Raw genomic sequence first — 15,824 nt, 5'->3', positions numbered from 1 at the left:
CCGGCGATAGGGCCAGTACAGGCGAAAGGCAACTGCCCAAACAACCCGCCCGGCGTTTTGTGCATTTGACCGAGGCCTCCTTGGCAGCCACCTGTCAGCATGCCGCTCATCAGGACAGGAGAACCCCCATGAAGATCGTCATTGCCCCCGACTCGTTCAAGGACAGCCTCGACGCTGCCGGTGTCGCCCGCGCCATCGCAGCGGGTCTGGGCGAGGCATGGCCCGAGGCCGAGCTGGTCGAGTGCCCGATGGCTGACGGTGGCGAAGGCACCATGGATGCGATTCTCGCCGCCAGCCACGGCGAACTGCGTCGTCAGGCCGTGCGCGGGCCCTTGGGGCAAAGCGTGGAGGCGGGCTGGGGCTGGCTGCCGCAAAGCCGCACGGCCATTATCGAAATGGCCCAGGCCAGTGGCCTGCAGCTGGTGCCGCCTGGCCAGCGCGATGCCTGCCGCAGCAGCACCTGGGGCACCGGCGAGCTGATTGCCGCCGCCCTGGCCGCCGGCGCGCAACGGGTAGTGCTGGCCATCGGCGGCAGTGCCACCAACGACGGGGGCAGTGGCATGTTGCGGGCGCTAGGCCTGCGCCTGCTGGACGCCGACGGGCAAGTGCTGGAGGAGGGCGGCCTGGCCTTGGCCAAACTGGCCCGCATCGATGCCAGCGACCTCGACCCGCGCCTGGCTGAGGTGCAGTTCGAAGTTGCAGCAGACGTCGACAACCCGCTGTGTGGCGCCAATGGTGCCTCGGCGATCTTCGGCCCGCAGAAAGGCGCCAACCCACAGCAGGTGCAGGCGCTGGACCACGCCCTGAGTCATTTTGCCGACCATTGTGCGCAGCTGCTGGGTGAAGATGTACGGGACTACCCTGGTTGTGGCGCTGCCGGCGGCATGGGGTTCGCGGCGCGGGCATTCATGGGCGCGCAATTCCGCCCCGGGGTGGAAGTGGTGGCTGAGTTGGCCGGCCTGGATGCCTTGGTGCAGGGCGCAGCCCTGGTGGTGACCGGCGAAGGGCGCTTTGACGCCCAGACCTTGCGCGGCAAGACACCGATGGGTGTGGCCCGGGTTGCCAAGCGCCACGGGGTGCCGGTGGTGGTGCTGGCCGGGACCTTGGGTGAAGGCTACCAACAGCTGTATGCCCACGGTGTCGATGCTGCCTTTGCCCTGGCCAGCGGGCCGATGAGCCTGGAGCAGGCATGTGCCGATGCCGCTGAACTGTTGCGGGCGCGTGCTTGTGATATCGGGCGGTTGTGGCGCCGCGCAACGCGAACTTGATTGACCGCTGCAGTCAGGCGCACCCCGCGCTTGGTCATTGATTTTTTTGTTGTTATCGTAGGAAGGAGAATCGAAGGTAGCCAGCAAATGCCCGTCACAGAGCCATTCCACGACAACGTAGCGGTGTTCACCGATGCCGCACAGGGCCTGGGACTGGCCTGTTCCTTGACGCTTGCGCAGGCGGGCGAGCTGCGTAACCACCTCCAGCCATGCAGCTACCTGCCAGTCAACGTCGCCAGCACCCGCGCCGACCTGGGTGAAAGCCTGGTCTGGGATGAACGCAGCGGTGCGTTGTACTTCGTCGATATCTCTGGCGGGCGCATCAACCGCCTCAGGCCCGATGGCCAAGCCGAGTGCCTGTACGAGTCCGCGGCACGCATCGGCGCGCTGGCGTTGACCAACCAAGGCAACCTGATTTTCACCGAGGATGCCAGCGTGGCCATCTTCGACGTGCCGCTGCGCAAGGTGCGTCGGCATTCGGTGTCGGTTCACCCACGGTCGACCTACCGTTTCAACGACGGCGCCTGCGACCCCCAGGGCCGCTTCGTGACCGGTCTGATGGACGATGCCCTGAGCGGCAACACCGGGGCGCTGTTCCGCTTTGACGGAAACTTGAATGATCAGGTGATCCACGACGACATGGCGTTGCCCACCGGCCTGGCCTGGTCGCAGGACGGCCACACGGTGTACTTCGTCGATTCGGCGGCGCGCTCGATCTATCGCGCCAGTTACCTGGCCGAAGGCCGGCTTGGCGCGGTCACCCTGTTTGCCGAAACCCCCGCCGAACTGGGGCGGCCGGACGGCCTTGCGCTGGACCGCGAAGGCGGCCTGTGGGTGTGCCAGTACCATGGCAGTTGCCTGCTGCGCTATGACCGCCATGGCCACCTCACCGATCAGGTGCTGATGCCGGTGCCTTGCCCCACCAGTTGCTGTTTCGGGGGGGAGGGGATGAATACCTTGTTCATCAGCACCGCGCGCTTCGGCATGAGTGCCGAAGACCTGCACCATTACCCTGATGCGGGCGACCTGTATGCCATCAGCCCCGAAATTGGCGGTATAGCCCGCCATACCTTCAAGGAATGAGCTTTTGTGCCTGGCTGGCCGGTAGCACGGCCAGTTCGCCAAAGCGCTGCGCCGCGTCGATGTAGCGCAATGCCGACTTGGCGTCTTTCCAGCCCACATAGCTCATCAGCGCCTTCAACTCCCAACCATTGGCCGTGGCCCAGGTGGCAAAGCCACGGCGCAGCGAGTGGCCGGTATACAGCGCTGCCGGTACCCCGGCGCGTTCCAGCATGCGCCGCAGCAGGCCGACCAGGCTGTTGCTGTTGAGCGCGGTGTCGCCGAGGTTGCCCCAGCGGTCGAGCTTGCGGAACACTGGCCCATGGGCGATGCCGGCGACTTCCAGCCATTGCAGGTAGGCCGTGACCGGGCACAACGCCTTGAGGGCCGGGGTGCGGTGTTGCACGCCCTGGGCTTCGCGGTCGCCTTTGCTGCGCGGCAGGAACAGGGTGATGCCGACACCGGCCTCGGCCTGGATGTGCTCTACGCGCAGGCGTGCCAGTTCATCCCCACGAAAACCGCGCCAGAAGCCCAGCAACAGCAGCGCAGCGTCGCGACGCGCCCGGCGCAGGGTGGCCAGGTCATGCTGCTCCCGGGCCTGGCGGGCTTCTTCTTCAAAACATTCCACTGCGCTTTGCAGGTGTTGCAGCAACAGCGGCGCGGCCTGCCTGGGCGGCGTCGGGTGCAAGGTGCGGATGCCGCGCAGCACCTGGCGCACCAACGGCGCCTTGGTCGGATCGGGGAAACCTTGGGCGACGTGCCATTGGCTGAGCGCCGCCAGGCGCTGGCGCAGGGTGCTCACGGCATGCTGGTCGGCGTGGTCGGCCAGGTAGCGGGCGATGCTCTCGGCCGTGGCCGGCAGAAAACCGCCCCAGTGGGTTTCGAAATGATCGATGGCGGCCTGGTAGCTGCGCCGGGTGTTGTCACGGGTGGCGGCGCGGACGTAGCGCTCGATGTCAGTCATGGTGCAGGTGCAAGTGGATGATGGGCACACGATAAACCGAAATGAATTGCCTGTCCCGGCTGTGATGCTGGCGCGCCAACGACCCATCACTCATTCGCTGCTCCCGGCCAGAGCTTCTGTTACACGCAGGCCTTGTCCTCGATACCGTTGAACAGCGGGTGATCGCGCAGCTGCGCCGACGACAGCGGCCGGCTGAAGTGATAGCCCTGGGCGATATCGCAGCCAGCAAGCTTCAGGCACACCACTTGTTCGCGGGTTTCCACGCCCTCGGCCACCACCTCCAGGCCCAGACGTTTGGCAAGGATGATGGTGGACGACACGATCGGGCTGTCGTCGTGGCTGTTGGACAGCGGCGCAATCAACGAGCGGTCGATCTTCAGTTTGCTCAGCGGCAGCGAGTGCAGGTGGGCGAAGCCGGCGTAGCCGCGCCCGAAATCGTCCAGGCTGATGCCCAAACCGGCGTTGCGCAGGGTGTGCAGGTGCACCACCGCCGTGCCTTCGGGCTCTAGGATGGTGGTTTCGGTGATTTCCAGCTCCAGCCGCTGCGGAGCGATGGCGTACTGCTGCAGTTTGCTCAATAGCCGTGCAGCGAAATCCGGCTGGCGCAATTGCAGGGCGGAGACATTGACCGCCAGCCGCGTGTCCCGGCCCTGAGCCCCCCAACCCGACAACGCCTCGCAGGCCAGGCGCAACACCTCCCAGCCCAGCTCGACAATGAAGCCACTGCGTTCGGCAAGGCCGATGAACCGGTCCGGGTACAGCAGGCCGAACTCGGGGTGGTCCCAGCGCACCAGCGCTTCGTAGCCCAGCACCTGCTGGGTGTCGAGGCGGATCTGTGGCTGGTAGTGCAGCACGAACTGGCGCTCGGCCAGGGCGCTGCCGAAGGCCTGTTCGAGGGTGAAGGCGTGGATGTCGGCCAGGTTCAGCGACGGGTCGAAGAAGCGGTACTGGGCTCGGCCGGCCTGCTTGGCCGAGTACATCGCGGCATCGGCACTGCGGATCAGGCTGTCGATGTCCTGGCCATCGCGCGGGCAGATACTCACGCCCACGCTGGGGCTGGTGTTGACCTCCTGGCCGTCCAGCGCGTAGGTGGCCGACAGCCTCTGCACCAGTACGCGGACCCAGGCATTGATCTGTTCCTCGCTGCGCTCGCCGGCCAGCAGCACCACGAACTCGTCGCCACCAAAGCGCGAGGCCTCGTCGCCGGGCTCCAGCAGGCGCTGGATACGCCCGGCCACGGCCTGCAGCAGCAAGTCGCCGATCTTGTGCCCGAGCGAGTCGTTGATCGACTTGAAGCGGTCCATGTCGATGAACAGGATCGCCATCAGCCGGCGCTTGCCGCGTTGCCGGGTGAGCACCTGGCCGGCCAGCTCGACGAACTGGCGGCGGTTGTGCAGGCCGCTGAGGTGGTCGGTGGCCGCAGCGTGGCTGCTGCGCCGGTGTTCGTCCTCGAGGCGGCCGATCAACTGCTGGTTGACCTGCTGGGCCTGTTCCAGCGCGCTGAAGGCCTCCTGGCGTTTGCGCAACAGTCGCAAGGTCCACAGCAGGCTGGCGAGGATCATCAGGGTCATGCTCAGGTTCAGCCAGAACTGCCGGGAATAGGCCAGCGTGGCGGGCGCGAGGATTTCCTCCTGGCGCTGGCTGACCACCACGCTGAAACCCCGCCCGGGCAGGCGCCGGTACAGGCTCTGGTACGGGGCGCCGGCCGCGTACTGGGTCAGCATGCCCGCTTCACTGCCGTTGTCCGGCAGCCCTGGCAGTAGTGCGTCATCGGCTACCACCACGCCGCTGCCATCGATGCGCAACCGCTCCAGGCCGTCATCCTGCAACAGGCGCACCAGCCCGCTGGTGCCCAGGTCGATGTGCTGCAGCAGCACGGCGAGGTAGCCGATGTCCAGCTGCACCACCAGGATACTGTCGATCTCGCGGCCGGGCAGGTTGGTCAGCGGCAGCAGGAAGGGCAGGTGCCAGTTGGGCTCGGTGACCGGTTGGCCTGGGGGCTGCACGCTGGGCAGGAGCGGTTTGAAACCGTAGCGGGCAACGTGCCGCTGCAACTGGCGCAACCAGTCTTCGGGCAGCTCGTCGGCCTCGTCGGCATGGCTGGCCGATAACAGCCGGCCGCGCCGGTCGTACAGGCTCATGCGCTTGAAAACCGGGTCTTCGGCAAGCATTCGCGCCAAGCTTGCGCTGCCCTGGCGCAGCACCTTCATGTCGTCCTGGGTGACCCGGCCCACGGCCTGGGCGCGATCCACCAGCTGGCGCAGGCTTTCGCTGACGATACTGGCCAGGTTCAGGTGCTCGGCGGCCTTGGCTGACAGCGCGTCCTGGCGGGCGGCGGCCTTCTGCGAAACGTGCAGCCCCCAGAGAAAGGCCAGGGTGGCTGCACAGAGCATCAGGATCAGCAGCCGCAGAAGGCTGGCGGATGAAAGCGAACGGCGAATCACTGCTGATAGTTCCCGACCCTGGGTGATGGTCGAAAAATACGACAGTTAGATGACAGTCTAATGACTGATGGCTAATTGCCTTTAAGGATTGCCCTTATCGGCCAGAGGCGTCTGCAGGCGCGCGGTTTCTTCCTCCATGTAGCTCATCAGCGCGCTGACTTCGGCATCGCCCAGGCGCATGTTGGGCATGGCCACGCGGTTGTACTGTTCGTACAGCAGCATGGCCAGGGGGTCTTTCTGGGCCAGCATCTGGTCAGGCTCCTTCAGCCAGCGGGTCAGCCAGTTGGCATCACGTTGGCGGGTCACGCCCAGCAGGTCTGGGCCGATGCCAGGCTGCCCTGGCTCGGCGTTGCCCAAGGTGTGGCAGGACGAGCAGCGGGTACGGAACAGCTGCTCGCCACTGCTGGGGGCGCGCACCTCGGGAGCCTGGGCGTAGTCGTTGGCCATGGCGCTGGCCTGTTTCCAGTTGTGCAGGCTGTTGCCCAGGCGGTCGGCGAGGATGTACGGGCTTTCGAAGGGCGATGCCTTCATCCAGCGGCCGGTGGCCTGGTTGCCGATGATCAGGCTCAGGTTGTGGTCCTTGGAACGGCCGTTTTCCAGGCCATCGATGTACAGCCCCAGGCTGCGGCGCAATTGTTCGATATCGGCTGGTTCGCCGGTGAGCAGCGTCCAGCCGGGGCCGATACCGAACTTTTCGGCGTAGCGCTTGAGGGTGGCGGGGGTGTCGTTGTAGGGGTCGATGCTGATGGAGTATAGGAAGATGTCCTTGCCAACCCGGTCACCGAGGATTTTCTGTACCTGGCGCAGGCGAGCAGTCTCCACCGGGCAGGAATCGGAGCAGCCGGTGAAAATGAAGTTGATGGCGACCACCTTGTCCTTGATCAGGTCGTCGAAGAAATGCACTTTTTCACCGTCCTGGGTGAGCAGCGGGATGTTGGGGAAGTAGTCGGCGCCCCAGGGCGTTGCAGCTTCGTCGGCCACGGGTTGCTGCGGTTGCAGCGGCCAGAACGGGATACTGGCGGCGAACAGCGAGAGCACCAGCAGGAAACGCCATGAGCCGGACATTATGGACCCTCGTCGATAACGGTAGCGGGGCTGCATGGCAGCCCCGCTTTACCCTCACTTGTATCTGACTGGCGCGGTCACGCTCTGCCCCAGCGCCGACTTCACGGTCACCGTCGCCGGCGTGGCCGGGCCGTAGCCGGAGGTGGTTGCCACCAACCGCCAACTGGCACCGCTGCCGGAAGCGGTCATCGTGGCGGTGCCCAGGTTCACCGGGCCGCCGGTAGTGGCCGCGGTCACAGTGATGCTGTTGCCCGTGGCCACCGAGGTAGTGCCAGCAATTTCCCAGGTGAAACGGTTGCTGCTGAGCACCTGTACCGTGGCACTGGTGACCTGGATCTGGTCGACCACCGCTGCCGAACCTACCGCGATGCTGACCGTGGCCGGCGCTACCGATTCGGCGCCCTTGGCGTCACGCGCCGAGTAGTTGAAGCTGGCGGTGAACGGCGTGGTGACAGTGGCCGGCGGGGTGTAGGTCACCTTGGTGCCATCCGTGCTGGTATTGCCCTGGCCGGAGTCTGGCTGGCTGAGCCCGACGACGGTCAGCGGCAGGTTGCCTTCCGGGTCGGTATCGTTGGCCAGCACGTTCAGGGTGATCGGCTTGCCGGCCGTGGTAGCCGCGCTGTCGTTGGCCGCGACTGGCGGCTTGTTGATGGGGTCGTCGTCGCCACGGTCTTTGGTGCGGAAGGTCGGCAGGCCAACCGAAGCGACGTACTCCACGCCATCCCAGCCTGGCAGCGGGGTCGGCATCACCTGGAACTGGCCTGGGTGCTCCAGGTCCCAGCGCAGCAGCATCGACGAGTCTTCATGCTGGGTGTTGTGGCAGTGTTCCATATAGGTACCGGCAAACTCGCGGAAGCGGATCGCCACTTCCACTTCTTCCGAAGAGTCGATATCCGGCCCGATGCGGAACACGTCCTTGCGCGCCCATTTTTCCCATTCCGGCGGTGCCTTGCCGTCGCGGCTGAGGACCACGCCTTCCTCGAAGTGCACATGCACCGGGTGGCTCCAGCCATTGCCGCCGTTGATGATCTTCCACACTTCCAGGGTGCCGTCGCCGCTGAAACCGCCGTCGGTCGACTGCTGGGCCAGCTGTGGCGCCGCGCTGATGCGCCGTGGGTCCATGGAGTAGCCAAAGCCGCCATCGGTCTTGATGGTCCAGGGCTGGGTGTCGGTACCGTCGGAGCGACCGAAGATGAACTCGCGGTGGCGGGCAGCCTGGAGTTTGGCCTGGTCGGTGGCAGAGTTGCGGTCGATCGGCAGCGGCAGCATCTTCATGCCTGCAGCCTTCCCTGGTTTGGCGGGCTCATAGTCTGCCGGGTTCATGCTCAAGTCCTGACCGCTGTAGGGCTGTACCACTAGTTGCAGGAACTTACCGATTGCTGGATCACCATTTTCCCAACGCGGGCCTTTGGTGGTCTGCTTGATCACTGGCTTGTACTTTTCCGACAGCACGTCGGCCAGCGAGATGGCGCCTTCCGGCCCCTTGCCGCTCTGGTGCTCCTCGAGGTTGACGAAGTACAGCTTGTCGCCGACCTTGATGCCGTTCTTGGCGAAGTTGATGATGATGTCGTAGCGCTCGGCAATGCCTTGCAGCGGCAGGATGCCGTTGTTGTCCTGCAGGTTGCCGTCACCGTTGAGGTCCAGGGTACCGTCGAACGGAACGGTGTGTTCCATGATGTTGCCGTCGTTGGCGATCATGTGGAACGGCACTCGCGCATACGACAGGTTGGAGCCGGTGGGGCCTTTGAATTCGCCACTGGTACCGGCAATTTCACGCACCACGGCGAACTTGAAGTAGCGCGACACCGAGCCGTTCAGGATACGGAAGCGGTAGCTGCGCGCGCGCACCTTGAGCGTGGGCCGGTACTGCCAGTTGACCAGGATCTGGTCGCCGAGGAAGCCATCTGTGTTGAACGGGTTGAACCACAGCTGGCCGTTGGCATCCCAGGCCTTGTCGGCGATCACCAGGTTGACGTCGTAGTCGCGGTTGCCCCACGGCATGCCCGAGCCACTGGGGAAACGCAGGTTGACGCCATCCTGCAGGGCCTCGTTGCCGCGGTCCAGGGCACTGTAGTAGTTCATCATCACGGCGTTGCCTTTGTAGACGTTCTGTGCCGTGAAATCCATCATGTGGTCGTGGAACCAATGGGTGCTCATGGTTTCGCGCCAGTCACCACGGATCTTGATGCTGCCGTTCTGGCAGGTTTTCAGCCCTGGCGAGGCGTCATTGACGAACAGCGTTTCCCCCGGCGAGCAGGGGAACGCCGCGCGTGGGTCCTGGGCGCGGGTGTTGATGGTGTCGTAACCAGCCAGCTGCAACGGCCAGCGGTAATCGTAATACTGGCCGGGGAAGAAGTAGGCATTGGCATAGCCATCGCTCTCGGCCGGCGAATGGCCGTTGTGCTCGTGGGTGGAGAGGGTGTGCAGGCCAAAGCCGTTGTTGGCTGCTGGGTCGATCGGCAGGGCGTTGTAATGGCGCATCAGGATCGGCTGACCATGGCGCGCCATCAGCAGTTTGGGCGGGAACGTACCGTCGAAGGTCCATACCGATTTGTGGTTTTGCAATGGCATCTTCGGATGGAATCGGGTGTCGATGCCCTTGGTGGTGCCGAGCGTGTTCGGGATGTCAGAGGTCTGGTAGTACAGACCTCCCGGGGCAAATTCACCGACTGCATAGTTGTGCAGTTGCTTGCGGTCACGCAGTCCTTGGTTGATGCGTGCACCAGCCTGGGCGGTCTTGAAGCCCGCCTGCGGGTAGAACTCGTTCCACCGCTGGTGCGACCAGCCTTTTCCTGGTGGCCGGCCTTCCGCCGGCGAGCCGACCGGCTGGCGGTTGAGGAACATTTCAATCTGCGCCTTCCACGGGTTGCGGTCGAGCACATTGGAATACTGGGTCGGGAACGGGTACAGGCCCGGCTGTTTGAGGAAGGCTTCCAGGGCCGTGCCGCTAGGGCCGCTGCGCGCAACCACGTTGGGGTCCTGCGCCGGTGCCGCACCCAGGGTGGGCACCGGGAAGGTCAGGGTTGGCGGCGGCAGCGTGGGGTCGAGTTTTTCCGTGCCGAATTCCTCGAACAGCAGTAGCTGCTGGGTAAACGGCAGTGCCCCGAACAGCGGGCTGGGCTTGCCATTGGTGGGGTATTTGTTGTCGGTTTGCAGGGCCGGTGGCAACACATTGTTGGCGCTTACCGTGTCGCGGTTGCCGTACACGCCATTGGTCAGCTCCAGCGAACCTTGGTTGGCCGGCGGCATGTTGAACAGGTCCAGCAAGGCCTTTGTCGGGTCGGCTGGCTGGTCAGTGTAGGCCGACGGGTCGGTCGGCGGTGGCATGCTGTTGTCGTCGAGGGGAGCGGCGGTCGCCGTCACCAGCCCGAGGCCGAGCATCAGCGTGGTGAGGGTGGATAGCTGGAATGCATGCCTGGCAGGGTGGATCACGGCAGGTGTTTTCATTGCCTTATGCCTCGCTCGCGGCCTTATGGCTTTCAGCCATCAGTGGCGTTTTGCCCGTTTTTGGGGCTGGAGCAACGGCTGTGCCAACCCAAATGCGAGGAATGTGTTTCTAAACAAACCCTTGTGGCGCCTGATGTGAGCTAATGGCCATGGCGTCAAAAATGGGTGAGCCCCCCACTTGTGGGTCACCCATTTCCCCCAGATTGGGTGGTGACAGCAGCGGCGCCCTGGGGTATACCTGAGCGCCACCAAGGGGAGCCCGGCAACGGGCTGAGAAACCGCTGGACGCTGCAGCGCGGTGACCCTTCGAACCTGATCCGGATCATGCCGGCGAAGGGATGGGACTTGAAACCTGCCTTTTTGCCGGCCTCACTGCGAGGCCCGTCCATGCCAACCACCGCGGTCTCGCTGTCACTCTCCATCAAGGACAGCAACATGACCGAACGCTTCAGCCAGTCCCTGCGCCGCCGCAGCGAGCCGACCTGGTCGGCGGCCGTTGGCCACCGCTTCGTCACCCAATTGTGCGATGGCAGCCTGCCGGACCCGATCATGGTCGACTACCTGGTGCAGGACCACCGCTTCCTCGACAGCTTCCTGACCCTGCTGGGCGCGGCCATCGCCACCGCCGACACGTTCGAGGCGCGCCTGCGCTTCGGCCGCTTTGCCGGGATGATCTCCAGTGACGAGAACACCTACTTCCTGCGCGCCTTCGAGGCCCTGGGGGTGAGCCCCACGCAACGCAGCGAACCGGCCGACACCGTGCCAACCGCAGGCTTCAAGGCGATCATGCGCGAAGCGGCGGCCACCCGGTCCTATGCGGCCGCACTGGCAGTACTCAACGTCGCCGAAGGCCTGTACCTGGACTGGGCGCTGAAGGCGCCAAAACCGATGCCGGACAACTTCGTCCATGCCGAATGGATCACCCTGCACGACAACCCGGCATTCCAGGACTTCGTTGCCTTCCTGCAAGCCGAACTCGACCGGGTCGGCCCGCAGGAAGCCGCGCTGGCAGCTGACTTCTACCTGCGCACCGTGGCGCTGGAGCTGGCCTTCTTCGATGCCGTCTACCCGGAGGAAAAATGAGCATGGATATCTTCGACCGCCTCAAGGCTGCCGCCACGCCGCAGTGGAACAGCTACGTCGACCACGAATTCGTGCGCCAGATGGGCGAGGGTACGTTGAGCGAAGCCGCCTTTCGCACCTATCTGGTACAGGATTACCTGTTCCTCATCCAGTTCGCCCGCGCCTGGGCGCTGGCCGCCTACAAGAGCCGGCGCCCGGCCGACATCCGCGCCGCGCAGGCCGGGCTGGCGGCGATTCTGGATGAAACCGAGCTGCACTTGCGCCTGTGCGCACGCTGGGGTCTGACCCAGGCCGATATCGAGGCCGCGCCTGAACACCAGGCCACGGTTGCCTATACCCGCTATGTGCTGGACTGTGGTGCCGCGGGTGACCTGCTGGAGTTGCATGTGGCCTTGGCGCCTTGTGTAATCGGCTATGCCGAGATTGGCCGTGCGTTGTCCGAGCGCATTGGCGATCTGAGCAATCACCCGTACCGCGAGTGGATCGCCGAGTATGCCGGTGAAGGCTACCAGGGTGTCGCCACCGCGGCGCGCAAGCATCTGGACGAGCTGGCAGCGCGGAGCATGACCGAGCAACGGTTTGCCGAGCTGGTGGGGATTTTCGGCCAGGCGTCCAGCCTGGAGGCGGACTTCTGGCAGATGGGGTTGGACGGAGCCTGATTTGCTGCCTGCGCCGGCCCTATCGCCGGCAAGCCAGCTCCCACAGGTACTGCGCAGACTTCAAGGCTGTGGTTTACCTGTGGGAGCTCACAGGTACTGCGCAGACTTCAAGGCTGTGATTTACCTGTGGGAGCTGGCTTGCCGGCGATAGGGCCAGTAGCAAATACCACAAGGCTTGGGCCACTATGCTGGTAGGGGCCACCCGCAAAGCCCAGGGAGAAGCATCATGAACATCATCAACGCACGCCTGCGCGGCAGGTCCGGCCTGTTTCGCATCGAACTCGACGGCGAACGCATCGCCGCCATCGTGCCTCAGGCCGAAGGGGTGGCGGTGCGCGCTGCCGATGACCTGGATGCCGGGCAGAACCTGGTAGTGGCGCCTTTCATCGAGCCGCACATCCACCTGGACGCCACGCTGACAGCCGGCGAGCCGCGCTGGAACATGAGCGGCACCCTGTTCGAAGGCATCGAGCGCTGGGCCGAGCGCAAGGCAATCACAACCCACGACGACATCAAGAACCGCGCGAAAAGGACCATCGGCATGCTGGTGGACCATGGCATCCAGCATGTACGTACCCATGTCGATGTCACTGACCCCACCCTGACCGCGCTCAAGGCCATGGTCGAAGTGCGTGAAGAAGTGCGTCACCTGCTCGACCTGCAGATCGTTGCCTTTCCCCAGGAGGGTATCGAGTCGTACGCCAACGGCCGGGCGCTGATGGCCGAAGCGGTGGCGATCGGTGCCGACGTGATTGGCGGCATCCCGCATTTCGAGAACACCCGCGATCAGGGCGTGTCTTCGGTCAAGTTCCTGATGGACCTGGCCGAGCGCACCGGCTGCCTGGTGGATGTGCATTGCGACGAGACCGACGACCCGCAGTCGCGCTTTCTCGAAGTGCTGGCCGAAGAGGCGCGGGTTCGCGACATGAGCGCCCGGGTGACAGCCAGCCATACCGTGGCCATGGGCTCGTACGACAATGCCTACTGCTACAAGCTGTTTCGCCTGTTAAAGCAATCGGGTATCAATTTCGTGTCTTGCCCGACCGAGAGCATTCACCTGCAAGGGCGTTTCGACAACTACCCGAAACGCCGCGGCGTCACTCGCGTGGCCGAGCTCGACCGGGCCGGGATGAACGTGTGCTTTGGCCAGGATTCCATCGTCGACCCCTGGTACCCGCTGGGCAATGGCAACATCCTGCGTATTCTCGAGGCCGGCCTGCACATCTGCCACATGCTTGGCTACGAAGACCTGCAACGCTGCCTGGACCTGATTACCGACAACAGCGCCCGCACCCTGCACCTGGGCGAGCGCTACGGCATCGAGGTGGGGCGGCCCGCGAACCTGTTGCTGCTGTCGGCGCCGGACGATTACGAAATGGTGCGCAGCCAGGGACATGCACTTGTGTCGATACGCAACGGCAAGGTGTTGATGCGTAGAACACCTGCCAGGGTCGAGCACTACACCTGACGCTGCCTGCCTCAGCCCTCTGCAACGCCCCGCCGGCTTCAAGCCGAGCGGGGCGTTTTGCTGTCTGGCGTACTGGTTTGTTCCCTTGTATGGCCTTCATGAACCAATCACATGTGATAAGCCGTGATTATTCCACCATAGGAAGTGTTTGCACGGGCAATGGTCTGTCTCCATAATTGGTATGTAAATACATACTACATAACACGGTACAAAATCGTAGGAGCAAGCATGGCCCGGGGCGGTATAAACAAGGTTGTAGTGCAGCAGGCACGTCAGGCGCTGATTGCACGGGGCGAGAACCCCAGCATCGATGCCATACGTATCGAGCTGGGCAACACCGGCTCCAAGACCACGATTCACCGCTACCTGAAAGAATTGAACGGCCAGCAGCCCGTGGCTTCCGAGGGCGGCATTGCGCTGAGTGATGTGCTGAGCCGGATGGTCGGGCAACTGGCAACCCAGTTGCAGGACGAGGCCGACCTGAAGATCGAGCAGGCCGAAAGCACCTTCACTCGACAGCGCGAACAGCTGGAGGCACAGCTGGCGATTGCCCAGCAGGCCCTGGCAGCGGCGCACCAACAGCATCAGATCGATGTGGCCGCACTGGCCGCCGAATCGGAAAAGCTGCTCTCCACCCAAAGCACCCTGCAGGCCGAACAGCTGCGCAGTGCCAGCCTCAACCAGTCGCTGGGCGAGTTGCAGGTGCGCCTGGCCGACAAGGACGAGCAGGTAAGATCACTGGAAGACAAGCACCGTCATGCCCGCGATGCGCTGGAACACTACCGCAACGCCAGCCACGAACAGCGTGAACAGGAGCAGCGTCGCCACGAAGCACAGCTGCAACAGTTGCAGGTGGAGGTGCGTCAGCTGCAGCAAGGCATGATCGTCAAGCAGGACGAGCTGACCCGACTGCACCGCGACAACGAGCGCTTGTTGGGCGAGCACCGCCAGGCCGCCAGCGCCTGCAGGGCGCAGGACGAATTGCTGGAGCAGCGCGACGCACAGATCCAGGGTTTGCGAACGATCCTGGCCCAGGCGCAGGGTGCCAGCGAGGAAATGCGTCGGCAGCTGGATGTGCAGGCCCAGAACCTGGAGGCCAGGCGCGACTTGTGCACGGAACAGGCTCGCCAACTGCAGCAGCTCGAGGAGCAGCTGAAACAACGTGATGAAGCGTTGGTTCAATGCCGTGCCCAGCTAGCTGTGGATACAGATTAATCAAACTTTTCCAGGCCGGTGGTTTCTTCCCTAGACACTCACTGGAGAAAGCCTCATGCCTGAACCACAACAGCCAGGAAAACATCCCCAAGGGCCCCATTCGTCCGAGCAGGCGAACAAACGCCAGGACTTGGGTTTCGACCCCGATTCGCCAGATGTGGAGGATCCGCAAGTCGACCCTCAAGGGCCTGCCAAGCCACCGCGGGACGTCGAAAAAGCACCGTGAAGGTAGCATTTGTCGCAAAGGGCCGCTCAGCGGCCCTCGCGATCAACACGGCACTGCTTGGGGCAGGCTGTCTTGAGGCCTTGGCCAGGCAAGCTACGCTCGCTTGACTCAGGACTCTGCCTGCCTGGCTGCCTCCACGCCCGCAGCCGAGAGTTTGATGGGGTAGTTCACGCTGATCTGGTGGTCGCTGCTCACCGCAACGCTGCCATCCTGGATCAAACCGGCCTCCTGCAGCGTCTTGAGCATACCGGCCACGGCTTTCTCGCCCCGGTAGTTGTCCAGCACTTCCTTGCCGAGCCCTTGGGGGTGAGCATGCAGCAGGCGAGTCAGCACTTCGGCTTTCAATGCATCGTTACTCATGGCGGCCCTCACTTGGCATGTTTGGCCTGAAGCGCCTTGGCGTGCTCCAGATGCTGTTCCAGCTTGGGCAGGGTTTCGCTGGCAAAGGCCTTCAATTCAGCCTTGTCAGAAGATGCCGCTTCCTTCTTGAACAACTCCACCGCCTTTTCGTGAGCGTCGACCTGGTTGTTGACGTAAGACTTGTCAAAGGACTCCTCCCGCCATTCCAGGATCATTTTCTTGACCTTGTCGGTTATTGCCGCCTCATCGGGTACGGAAATATCGAGCTTGCGAGCGATGTCGCCAAGTTTCTGATTGGCCTGGGTGTGGTCGGTGACCATCTGCTGGGCGAAGGTCTTGATTTCGGCATTCTGAGTTTTTTCCAGAGCCAGCTTGCCAGTGACCACTTCGGCAATACCGGCCTCGGTGGCCGCTTCGACGAAGTCATCGGAACTCGCCGCCATAGTCTGTACCGATGCCAAGCCCAACACCATGGAGAAACCGACGCGCTTGATGAAGAGACTGCTCATGCTTCACTCCTTAAACCGTGGCGCGACCTCAGTGTCGCGTACGGTTGATGGTGAACC

13 protein-coding genes and 1 riboswitch are annotated in these 15,824 nt (G+C 63.7%); of the genes, 7 read left to right on the top strand and 6 right to left on the bottom strand.

The window, feature by feature from the left end:
• Positions 1-128 precede the first annotated feature (128 nt).
• Both ACK1U9_RS16035 and ACK1U9_RS16030 read left to right on the top strand, forming a co-directional pair.
• Positions 129-1,268 (top strand): glycerate kinase, encoded by a 1,140-nt coding sequence (locus ACK1U9_RS16035; RefSeq protein ID WP_046614201.1) that lies wholly within the window; start codon positions 129-131, stop codon positions 1,266-1,268.
• An 87-nt stretch (positions 1,269-1,355) separates the two neighbouring features.
• A complete protein-coding gene (locus ACK1U9_RS16030; RefSeq protein WP_046614200.1) occupies positions 1,356-2,351 on the top strand; it encodes an SMP-30/gluconolactonase/LRE family protein in 996 nt (331 codons plus the stop codon).
• On the opposite strand, the gene ACK1U9_RS16025 is transcribed toward ACK1U9_RS16030, so the two are convergent.
• The 4 genes from ACK1U9_RS16025 to ACK1U9_RS16010 form a co-directional block, all read right to left on the bottom strand.
• Positions 2,341-3,291, bottom strand: coding sequence for a site-specific integrase (locus ACK1U9_RS16025; protein ID WP_046614199.1), 951 nt, complete (start codon positions 3,289-3,291; stop codon positions 2,341-2,343). The genes ACK1U9_RS16030 and ACK1U9_RS16025 overlap by 11 nt on opposite strands.
• A 119-nt stretch (positions 3,292-3,410) precedes the next feature.
• Entirely contained in the window at positions 3,411-5,735 is a 2,325-nt protein-coding gene (locus tag ACK1U9_RS16020) for a putative bifunctional diguanylate cyclase/phosphodiesterase (RefSeq protein WP_449110006.1), read from the bottom strand.
• An 81-nt stretch (positions 5,736-5,816) separates the two neighbouring features.
• On the bottom strand, positions 5,817-6,800 hold the full coding sequence (locus ACK1U9_RS16015; RefSeq protein ID WP_046614197.1) for an SCO family protein: 984 nt from the start codon (positions 6,798-6,800) through the stop codon (positions 5,817-5,819).
• Positions 6,801-6,854: 54 nt separating this feature from the next.
• Positions 6,855-10,247: an Ig-like domain-containing protein gene (locus tag ACK1U9_RS16010; RefSeq protein WP_449110005.1), complete on the bottom strand. Its 3,393-nt coding sequence runs from the start codon at positions 10,245-10,247 to the stop codon at positions 6,855-6,857.
• 241 nt (positions 10,248-10,488) lie between these two features.
• Positions 10,489-10,603, top strand: a riboswitch (TPP riboswitch).
• 79 nt (positions 10,604-10,682) lie between these two features.
• On the opposite strand from ACK1U9_RS16010, the gene ACK1U9_RS16005 reads away from it, so the two are divergent.
• From ACK1U9_RS16005 to ACK1U9_RS15985, 5 genes are all read left to right on the top strand, one after another.
• Positions 10,683-11,330 carry a TenA family protein gene (locus tag ACK1U9_RS16005; RefSeq protein WP_046614194.1) on the top strand — a complete coding sequence of 216 codons (648 nt, stop codon included), beginning with the start codon at positions 10,683-10,685 and terminating at the stop codon, positions 11,328-11,330.
• Entirely contained in the window at positions 11,327-11,989 is a 663-nt protein-coding gene (gene tenA / locus ACK1U9_RS16000) for a thiaminase II (RefSeq protein ID WP_084785179.1), read from the top strand. Before ACK1U9_RS16005 ends, tenA begins: the two co-directional genes overlap by 4 nt.
• A 226-nt stretch (positions 11,990-12,215) precedes the next feature.
• The gene (gene codA, locus ACK1U9_RS15995; protein ID WP_046614192.1) at positions 12,216-13,457 is read left to right on the top strand and encodes a cytosine deaminase; all 1,242 of its coding nucleotides are present in this window, start codon (positions 12,216-12,218) and stop codon (positions 13,455-13,457) included.
• Between the two features lie 228 nt (positions 13,458-13,685).
• Positions 13,686-14,672 (top strand): DNA-binding protein, encoded by a 987-nt coding sequence (locus ACK1U9_RS15990; RefSeq protein ID WP_449110004.1) that lies wholly within the window; start codon positions 13,686-13,688, stop codon positions 14,670-14,672.
• A 55-nt stretch (positions 14,673-14,727) separates the two neighbouring features.
• A complete protein-coding gene (locus ACK1U9_RS15985) occupies positions 14,728-14,898 on the top strand; it encodes a DUF6021 family protein (RefSeq protein WP_219928554.1) in 171 nt (56 codons plus the stop codon).
• A gap of 108 nt (positions 14,899-15,006) precedes the next feature.
• On the opposite strand, the gene ACK1U9_RS15980 is transcribed toward ACK1U9_RS15985, so the two are convergent.
• Both ACK1U9_RS15980 and ACK1U9_RS15975 read right to left on the bottom strand, forming a co-directional pair.
• Positions 15,007-15,258: a hypothetical protein gene (locus ACK1U9_RS15980; RefSeq protein WP_013972652.1), complete on the bottom strand. Its 252-nt coding sequence runs from the start codon at positions 15,256-15,258 to the stop codon at positions 15,007-15,009.
• Between the two features lie 8 nt (positions 15,259-15,266).
• A complete protein-coding gene (locus tag ACK1U9_RS15975) occupies positions 15,267-15,767 on the bottom strand; it encodes a DUF4142 domain-containing protein (protein ID WP_449110003.1) in 501 nt (166 codons plus the stop codon).
• Positions 15,768-15,824 lie beyond the last annotated feature (57 nt).

The sequence above is a fragment of the Pseudomonas sp. XP1 genome, from assembly GCF_053557675.1.
Note: the sequence above shows the minus strand (reverse complement) of the source record. Positions and strands in the feature narration are given on the sequence as shown.